This window comes from Gracilibacillus halophilus YIM-C55.5, assembly GCF_000359605.1.
In the GTDB taxonomy this organism is placed as follows: domain Bacteria; phylum Bacillota; class Bacilli; order Bacillales; family Amphibacillaceae; genus Gracilibacillus; species Gracilibacillus halophilus.
This window is the reverse complement of sequence record NZ_APML01000038.1, coordinates 1-7,066: the sequence shown is the minus strand read 5'-3', so window position 1 is coordinate 7,066 and position 7,066 is coordinate 1. Positions and strand designations below refer to the sequence as shown.

The following is a 7,066-nucleotide window of genomic DNA, read 5'->3' as shown; positions in this document are numbered from 1 at the left end:
GCCGTCTTTCGCTCCAATCGGTATCCCTATCATTTGAAAATATGTCAAATGTCAAATAAGCCTGCACTTTTGAAATTTTGCAGACTTGCTAGGAAAACAATTCATCAATGTGTGCGATAACGTATCATCTGATTGCTCTAAAATGAATTTCATCTTGCACACCTTCCTGGTGAAATATATTTTGAAATAAACAACGTTCATACATCAATTATATGAAGAGGTGCAAGGAATTCACTATTTTATCTTGTCACGGATTCAGGTTCAAATGAAGTAAGGCATGTTTATTGAGTTAATTTTCTACCAAAAATCCTTTTTCATGTAATGCTTGATAAGCTTTATCTAATTTCCATTGTTCATTTGCTACAATCGTGTGGTTATGTATGCCACCAGTTAATTTTAGTAAATAAGGTGCATTTTCTGCTTCGATTCGCTCCACAAATTGATCCACTTCAGCTCGGTCACTGAGTATGAGCGATGCTTTTAAATCACCATAGACAGGGTGTTCAATCATGACATCTTTCACCATCGCCCCGCAGTCAACGATGGCATATAATTCTTCTTTCGTTTCTTCACTTGTATGTTTACACGCGATCACTTTTTCAAACCCTTGATTTTCTTGATGGGATGACATATATAAATATCCATTACTTGTTGCGATAATCGGATGATTTTGTGCTTTTAACAACGTAATATCTTGTACAATGACTTGTCGACTAACGTTTGCTTTTTTAGCTAAATCGGATCCAGTTAATGGTTGATCACTTTGTTCTAACCATTCAATAACGTGTTGACGCCGATGATCACCTGTTAGCTTTTTACTCATAGATACGACTCCTTTCATTGGAAGAAAAAATGGTTTCTGTAACTGAAATGATATCTGCAATATCACGCGTATGCGTAAGATGGCTAAATGAAAAACGAACATAGCGTTTGCTTTCTTCATTGGTCTTGCCGATCGCTTGTAATGACCGTGGCGTTTCATGGTTGCCAATACTACATGCACTACCCGTTGATACAAAAATTCCGTAACGGTTATATTCAAGCATGATGTAGTCCCCTTGTAAATAATCAGCTTCACAGCCAATGATACTTGGACAAATGTGCGAATCACCATTCACAATGGGCTTGATCGGCAATTGTTTATCGCGTAATTGTTGATGAAAGCTGTTCCTTAATTGGCACAAATGCGCAAATGTATCCTTTTGTTTGTGAAACATATCATCGACAGCTACGGCGAAACTAAATATACCACTCACATCTACTGTACCAGGACGTAAACCAAATTCATGGTTGGTTTGAACGGGATGAGGAGCAAGTCTTAAGCGCGGATGAAAATAAATACCTCCTACTCCTTTAGGACCGAATATTTTATGTCCTGAGAAACTAATCGCGTCGATTGGCATTGTATCTAGTACTATATCTATTTTACCAAAGGACTGAACACAGTCGCTATGAAAAAGAATTGATTGCGATTGCAAAAATGTTGCAATATTTTCGATTGGCTGCATCACACCCGTTTCACTGTTAACATGTTGAATCGTAACGAGAGCTGTGTTTGATTGAATCGCTTCTTGCAATTCAGATAACTCAATCACACCATGTTCATTTCCAGAAAGAAACGTGACATCATATTGGTCTTGTTGTTGAAGTGATTGCAAGTAATCAAACAGCGAGCTATGTTCGAAGCTCGTACTAATAATATGTTTGACCCCTTCTTTCTGGATTGAGCGTAATAATGTATCAATGGCTAAACAATTACTTTCTGTTCCACCACTTGTAAAGACAATACTGTCATGAGGCACACGTAAATGCGCAGCAATTGACTGACGTGCTTGTGACAAAAGGTTGCCTGCCTTTGCGCCAGCATCGTGTAAACTACTTGCATTACCATAATAAGAACGCGCAACTTGTTGATAGGCATCTAACGCCTTTTCTGACATGGGGGTTGTCGCTGCATAGTCACAATAAATCATGGTTATCCTCTCCAAGTTATGAATTGAATTCCTTTGTATTGTATAAAAACTCTTGCACTTTGTAAATAATTATGTAAATATATGTGTAAAGACACATAGTGAAGAAGGTGATGTATTGGCTAGAGCACATATTCTTATTGTAGGTGCAGGATTAGCTGCCTTAGCCGTAGCTGATCAGTTAAAAGATCAATACGACGTAACTGTGATGACAAAAGGAACCATCGATCAAAACAATTCGAACCGAGCACAAGGGGGGATAGCAGCTGCAATAGATTCGAAGGACAGTTGGAAACAACATTACAACGATACATTAGAAGCAGGTTGTTTTTTTAATCATAAGCGAGCAGTAGAGAAAATGACATATGTTGCCAAACATCATGTTCTGCAATTATTGACAGAGGGGTTTCCTGCTGATCGTAACGAAGATGGACATCTTGATTTAACCGCTGAAGGCGCACATCGTTATCGACGAATTGTTCATGCTGGCGGGGATCAGACAGGAGCCTATTTTATGAAATTCTATCAGCAAAAAATAAAAGATAACGTTCGTATTCTCACCCATCACACCGCTGTTTCGTGCATCATGGAAAATAATCATTGCTGTGGTATATATGCGTTGGATGAACAGGATCAGATGTATGGCTATTATGCTGATGCGGTTGTGCTTGCTACAGGTGGTGTCGGTGGCTTGTATCAGCATACATCCAATGATTGGACTGTTACTGGTGATGGCTTAGCGATTGCTTATCGAGCAGGAGCTAAACTAACAGATCTCGAATTTATTCAGTTCCACCCTACATTGCTACATACTTCTTATCAAGCCGAACATCGATTAGTTTCTGAAGCCGTTCGAGGTGAGGGTGGCATTCTAGTCAATCAATATCAAGAACGATTTATGGAAGATGTGCATCCTGATCGGGATTTAGCACCACGGGATGAAGTAGCACGTGCTATTGATCATCAAATGAAGCAAGGAAACGAAGTGTTTTTAGATATTTCACACATTGAAGATTTCGATCAACGCTTTCCTACGATTGCATCAATTTGTGAATTATCGAACATAGATTGGCGTAATGGGTATATTCCTGTCATACCTGGCGCTCATTTTCTAATGGGAGGGATACATACAGATCTCACGGGTAAAACCTCTGTTTCAGGTCTGTATGCCGTTGGTGAGGTTGCTTGTACGGGTGTTCATGGGGCCAACCGCTTGGCAAGTAATTCATTGTTAGAAGCCATTGTGTTTGCTGAAGAAGTAGCTAAGGAATTACAACGAGAGATTCGACCGTCTACAAGGAAAAAAATGGTCCGTTCGATGCCACAAACGACTGGCATTTCCCTTCAATTACCCGATCTTGAAGAACTTAGACAACACATGCACAACTATGTTGGGGTTGTGAGAGATGAAGAGGGATTACGTTATATGCAATCATGGCTTGATGCATTTCCCTCTATTGATCACTCGCTGTACACGAAAGGTTTGACGCGCCAACAAATTGAATCCATCCATCAATTAACGGTTGCCCGTTTACTGACAACAGCCGCTTTATTACGTGAAGAAAGTATAGGCGCCCATTTTCGCCGTGATGCTCTGAAGCAATCAAAAATAAAAGCTGAAAGACATCCAATTTATATTCAACAATCCGTATTGAACGAAAGAGGTGTAATGTATTGAATCAAATCGCTTTACGACAGCAGTTAACGGTATTTTTGCAAGAAGACATCGGAAGCGGTGATCGCTTAAATGGCATCTTATTTTCAGATGAACAACAGTGCCATGCCCACATTATTGCAAAAGAAAAGGGGATTTTTTGCGGTTGTGATATTGTCCAAGTAGGTTTTCGATTACTTTCAGAACAGGTGCACTTCGCTTTTTATAAAAATGATGGTGATCTCGTTCAATCGGGTGATGTGATTGTTAGTATCGAAGGTCCTATTCATGCTGTATTAACGGGAGAACGTGTCATCCTCAATCTTTTGCAACGGTTAAGTGGAATCGCAACGATAACGAAAGAAGCTGTGGATCAGCTAAATAGTAATACAACAAAAGTTTGTGATACGAGGAAAACAACGCCGGGTTTGCGCATGTTCGAAAAATATGCAGTGACTTGTGGTGGAGGTGTAAATCATCGTTTTGGGCTGTATGATGCTGTCATGCTGAAGGATAATCATATTGCTTGTGCAGGTTCGATTCGAAGTGCAGTACAAAACATAAGAAATCACCTTGGCCCAATGGTCAAAGTAGAAGTTGAAGTGGAAACATTCGAACAATTACAAGAAGCGGTGGAAGCGAAAGTCGATGTCATCATGTTGGATAATCAAACGCCAACGAATGTAAAAAACATGCTTTCGTTCATACCAGAGACGATGATAACCGAAGCTTCAGGTAATATTACACCAAAAAATATTGCCTCTTATCGGGATACAGGCGTTCATTACATTTCTTTAGGGTACCTTACGCATTCAACAAAGGCACTTGATTTGAGTTTATTGATCGATGAAGGGAGGAAATAACATGGCATTAATCGATTTGTTAACAGCGCAAGATCAACAGATGCCAGAAAATTATAAACATTTATCTGTAGAAGAGATGGAAAAACGAATTCGAGAGATAAAAGTAGAGATGGGGACAGACCTTTTTATCCCAGGTCATCATTATCAAAAAGATGAAGTGATTCAATTTGCGGATGCAACCGGTGATTCTTTGCAACTAGCTCGGCTATCAGCTCAACAAGATGCTCAATATATTGTATTTTGTGGCGTTCATTTTATGGCGGAAACAGCAGATATATTAACATCAGATCAACAAAAAGTCGTGTTACCAGACATGCGTGCGGGTTGTTCCATGGCAGATATGGCCGATCATAAACAGACAGAAGAAGCTTGGGACATGTTGCAACAACTTTTTGGTGATACGATCTTGCCATTAACTTATGTGAATTCGACAGCTGAAATTAAAGCGTTTGTTGGAAAGAATGGTGGAGCAACGGTAACCTCATCAAACGCGAAGAAGATGATTCAATGGGCATTTACACAAAAACAGCGCCTACTATTTCTACCAGATCAACATTTAGGCCGAAATACTGCGGCGGCATTAGGTATTTCAATCAATGACATGGCTGTTTGGAATCCGATCAATAGTGAATTAGAATATGAAGGACGTCTTGAAGATATTAAAGTGATTTTATGGAAAGGGCATTGTTCGGTTCATGAGAATTTCACCGTAAAAAACGTTGATTATCTGAGAAAACATGATCCAGATAGGAAAATTATTGTACATCCGGAATGCAAAAGAGAAGTGGTCACTCGTTCTGATTTATCAGGATCAACAAAATATATTATTGATACGATCGAAAAAGCGGAAAAAGGCACAAAGTGGGCTATTGGTACGGAAATGAATTTGGTGAATCGATTGATCGGTCAACACCCTAACAAAGACATTATTAGTTTAAATCCATATACGTGTCCTTGTCTAACGATGAATCGGATTGACTTACCCCATTTATTATGGTCACTTGAAGAAGTGGTAGCAAGAAAGAATACAAACCAAATCATTGTAGAGCATCAAATAGCAACGTTATCAAAACAAGCGCTAGAGAGAATGCTATCCTTATCATAGGCTTATAAAGATAGAATATCATATCCATGGATGTAGATTTTAGTGAACATATCTGGGCTGGTTGCATAGATTGGTACAGAAGACCAATTTGATCGATACATTGGAAAAGAATCAAGATCAAGAAAGGAGTTAGTCTGTTGAAAATTCATATCGTTCAGCAAGATGAGACACTATGGAAAATCGCGCAAAAGTATGGTGTTCATGTTGATGACCTTATTGCAGCCAATCCTCAGATATCCAATCCTGATATGATTATGCCAGGCATGAAAATAAAAGTACCAACATCAACGAACAAAGAGAAACAAAAACAGCAGCCACAAACACAACAGCCACAAACAATGCCAAATACTGAAAAGAAAAAACAGGAAGTAAAACCTGAACAAACGCAAATTACCCCAGAAATTACAGAAGATGAAGGGAAGAAGTGGGAGCCATTGAAAAAAGAAATGCCATCTTTACCGTTTCATTTGAATCAAATGCCGATAAACAAAGAACAATCATTGGAAAACGAAAAGTGGAATAAATTTAACGATGCCACATTTGATAAACAATTACCGCCAATGCCAGAAGAACCATCACAAGTAGGAGGAGCACAAGAACAACCACAACAGATGCCACAAGCGCAGCAAATGCCAATGCAACAACCACAAATGCAAGCCCCTTGCTATTCTTCAGAAGGTATCCCGTACGGTTATGGCGGTCAAATGATGGGGCCAATGGCAGGTGGGTGCAACGAACAACCAATGATGCATTCACATCATCAAATGCCGCCAACCTCTCAAATGCCGATGGGACAACAATCCCAATGGCAGCCAGGCGGACAAATGCAACAACCGCAATGGAATCAAGGTGGAATGCAACAACCGCAATGGAATCAAGGTGGAATGCAACAACCGCAAACATACCAAGGAGCCCAACAGCCTTCTGGAATGCCAAGTGGACAAATGCAGCAACAACCATATGGACAACAAGGTATGCAACCATGGCAACAATCTAATCAACAAATGCCGCCATTTATGGGATCACAAAATCAATCTCAAGGTATGCAACCATGGCAACAATCTCAACCGAATCAATCGCCGTCGATGTATCCTGGTCTCACACAAGGTGGAACCCCAGGAGGACAAAGTATGCCAGGTGCCATGCCACAAGGTGGTGGATTCCAGCAAGGCATGATGCCATTTGGTAACCAACAGCAGCCTTCTATGGGATCACAACCATGGCAACCAATGCGTCCATCTGAAGATTGTGGTTGTGATGAAGAAAATGGAGGCGAGTAATTATATATGGTTGAAAAGACGGTTCATAATGAATCGTCTTTTTGCATGTCGACTCATTTTTCTGAAGTGAAGAAGCCTAGCTTTCTATTGTATTACTGGGAAATCTAAGTCGATCGAGCCAGAGATTTCCCAGTAATGTGCGATTTACCGGGAAAACGGAGTAGATCGAGCTAGGGATTTCCCAGTAATATGTG

Annotated in this window: 6 protein-coding genes; 4 read left to right on the top strand and 2 right to left on the bottom strand. The window is 40.0% G+C overall.

Annotated elements, in window-relative coordinates; all coding sequences use genetic code 11:
• Positions 1-289: 289 nt before the first annotated feature.
• On the bottom strand, positions 290-823 hold the full coding sequence (locus J416_RS09480) for a transcription repressor NadR (RefSeq protein ID WP_003469579.1): 534 nt from the start codon (positions 821-823) through the stop codon (positions 290-292).
• The gene (locus tag J416_RS09475) at positions 816-1,973 is read right to left on the bottom strand and encodes an IscS subfamily cysteine desulfurase (RefSeq protein ID WP_003469577.1); all 1,158 of its coding nucleotides are present in this window, start codon (positions 1,971-1,973) and stop codon (positions 816-818) included. The genes J416_RS09480 and J416_RS09475 overlap by 8 nt, the downstream gene beginning before the upstream one ends.
• Before the next feature lie 115 nt (positions 1,974-2,088).
• On the opposite strand from J416_RS09475, the gene nadB reads away from it, so the two are divergent.
• The 4 genes from nadB to safA all read left to right on the top strand — a co-directional run bounded on the left by nadB (position 2,089) and on the right by safA (position 6,872).
• Complete coding sequence (gene nadB / locus J416_RS09470) at positions 2,089-3,648, top strand: L-aspartate oxidase (RefSeq protein WP_003469574.1); 1,560 nt, start codon at positions 2,089-2,091, stop codon at positions 3,646-3,648.
• Positions 3,645-4,487: a carboxylating nicotinate-nucleotide diphosphorylase gene (gene nadC / locus J416_RS09465; protein ID WP_003469572.1), complete on the top strand. Its 843-nt coding sequence runs from the start codon at positions 3,645-3,647 to the stop codon at positions 4,485-4,487. The genes nadB and nadC overlap by 4 nt, the downstream gene beginning before the upstream one ends.
• A gap of 1 nt (position 4,488) precedes the next feature.
• Positions 4,489-5,592: a quinolinate synthase NadA gene (gene nadA, locus J416_RS09460; RefSeq protein ID WP_003469569.1), complete on the top strand. Its 1,104-nt coding sequence runs from the start codon at positions 4,489-4,491 to the stop codon at positions 5,590-5,592.
• Between the two features lie 137 nt (positions 5,593-5,729).
• Entirely contained in the window at positions 5,730-6,872 is a 1,143-nt protein-coding gene (gene safA, locus J416_RS15105) for a SafA/ExsA family spore coat assembly protein (RefSeq protein ID WP_003469567.1), read from the top strand.
• Positions 6,873-7,066 lie beyond the last annotated feature (194 nt).